2 protein-coding genes and 1 pseudogene are annotated in these 1,876 nt (G+C 70.9%); 1 reads left to right on the top strand and 2 read right to left on the bottom strand.

Annotation, left to right across the window (positions count from 1 at the left end; translation table 11 throughout):
- Together V7D28_RS15125 and V7D28_RS15120 are read right to left on the bottom strand one after the other, a co-directional pair.
- On the bottom strand, positions 1–904 hold a 904-nt coding region (locus V7D28_RS15125), incomplete at its 3' end, for a histidine kinase dimerization/phospho-acceptor domain-containing protein (protein WP_333588208.1).
- Entirely contained in the window at positions 904–1,614 is a 711-nt protein-coding gene (locus V7D28_RS15120) for a response regulator (protein ID WP_333588207.1), read from the bottom strand. The genes V7D28_RS15125 and V7D28_RS15120, both read right to left, overlap by 1 nt.
- A gap of 144 nt (positions 1,615–1,758) precedes the next feature.
- Here V7D28_RS15120 and V7D28_RS15115 point away from each other — a divergent pair.
- A pseudogene (locus V7D28_RS15115) lies at positions 1,759–1,876 on the top strand (branched-chain amino acid aminotransferase); the annotation flags it as partial.

Here is a 1,876-nt window from a genome sequence, read left to right as displayed (position 1 = left end):
CGCCCTCGCCGCGGGCGAAGGCGAGGTACTCGTCGATCATGTGCTCCATCTCGGCCAGGTCGCGCTTCATCTCCTCGGTGCGCAGGCCGGGCGGCGCCAGGGCCAGTTCCAGCTTCAACCGGGTGAGCGGCGTGCGCAGATCGTGGCTGACCGAGGCGAGAAGGGCGGTGCGCTGTTCGATATGGCGCTGGATGCGGCTCTTCATGGCCAGGAAGGCGTGGGCGGCCTGGCGCACCTCGCGGGCCCCGTGCGGCTTGAAGCCCTGATCGTCCACCCCCCGGCCAAAGGCGTCGGCCGCCGTGGCCAGCCGCTCGATGGCCCGGGTCTGGTTGCGGATGAACAGTATGGCCACCGCCGTCAGCAGCAGGGTGGCGATGCTCATCCAGAGAATGAAGATATGGCCCTGGGTGGCGAAGGCCCGGTCCCGGGGGGCGAGGATGCGCAGCACGCCTTCGTCGACCCGAACGCGGATGTCCACATAGGCAGGGTAGCGCGTGGTGTCGAACCAATAGGGGGCGTCCAGCCGCTCAGACAGGGCCCGGTTCAGGGCGCGGTCCACCGGCGCGAAGAAGGAATAGCGCCGGTTCTCCGGCAGGTCTCGGCCGGGTTGCAGGGCGATGGACAGGCTCAGCGACTGCTCGGCCCGCTCGGCCAGGGTGGCGAAGGCCTCGGGGCTGGGATCGTCCTGATAGCTCTCCACCGCCCAGGCCACCTCGCCGGCCAGGCCGTCCGACAGGCGGCTGGTCACCGTGTCCCAGTGGGCGTCGAAGAAGATCCAGGTCACCGCCACCTGCATCAGGGCCACGGGCAGGACGATGATCAGCAGCGACCGGCCGAACAGGCTGGTGGGCAGGCGGCGCTTGATCAGCCGGCCCAGATGCCGCGGCGTGAGACGCAGGCGCATCAGTCGGGCGCCAGCAGATAGCCGACGCCGCGGACGGTCTGCAGGTAGCGCGGCGCCTTGGGTTCGGCCTCGATCTTGCGCCGCAACCGGGTCACCTGCACGTCCACGGCGCGGCCGGACGGATCCACCGTGTCCCGGGCCAGCTCCAGGCGGTCCACGGGCTCGTGCGGGGTCTGGGCCAGGCGGCGCAACAGGGTCGCCTCCCCTTCGGTCAGCTTCACCGGCTCGCCGTCCTGAAGCAGCTCCCCCCGCGCCAGGTCGAACTGGCAGGCGCCCAGGGACAGACGCCCCCCCGCCGGCGCCCGCTCGCCCGCGCGGCGCAGGATGGCGCCGATGCGCAGCAGCAACTCCTGGGGTTCGAAGGGTTTGCCCAGATAGTCGTCGGCGCCCACCTGCAGGCCGGCGATGCGGGCCTCCGGCTCGCCCCGGGCGGTGAGCATCAGGACCGGCGTGCGGCCGGCCGCCCCGCCGCGGGCGCGCAGCCAGCGGGTCAGCGAGACCCCGTCCTCTCCGGGCATCATGACGTCGAACACCGCCAGGTCCACGTCGAAGCTCTCCAGCAGCTTGCGGGCCGCCCCGGCATTGGCCGCGGTGGTGACGCGAAAACCCTCGCGACTGAGGAAGGCCTTGAGAAGTTCTCGGATGCGGTCGTCGTCATCCACCACCAGCAGGTGGCGGCTCAAGGGTCCGGCGGCTTCGGCGAGGCTCATCGGGGGCTGCGATCCTCAGGTGGCGCTGGGCGTGAGGATAGGCCGAGCGCGCGCCCGCCGCCATGGGGCCGCGCGCCCTTTCCGTTTGACGCGGCGCGCCTGCGGCGCTGTAAGGAGGGCGCATTGAAAGGAGGCGCAAAGCCTATGTCTCTCGTTCCCTTCGACGATCGCGACGGTTGGATCTGGCTGGACGGCCAGTTCGTGCCCTGGCGCGAGGCGAAGGTGCACGTACTGACCCACGGCCTGCACTATGCATCGGCCG

The sequence above is a fragment of the Phenylobacterium sp. genome (assembly GCF_036723115.1).
Lineage (GTDB): Bacteria > Pseudomonadota > Alphaproteobacteria > Caulobacterales > Caulobacteraceae > Phenylobacterium.
Note: the sequence above shows the minus strand (reverse complement) of the source record. Positions and strands in the feature narration are given on the sequence as shown.

Excerpts from the sequence above, each read along its gene's own strand:
- V7D28_RS15120 (WP_333588207.1), bottom strand. The coding sequence starts at position 1,614 with ATGAGCCTCGCCGAAGCCGCCGGACCCTTGAGCCGCCACCTGCTGGTG.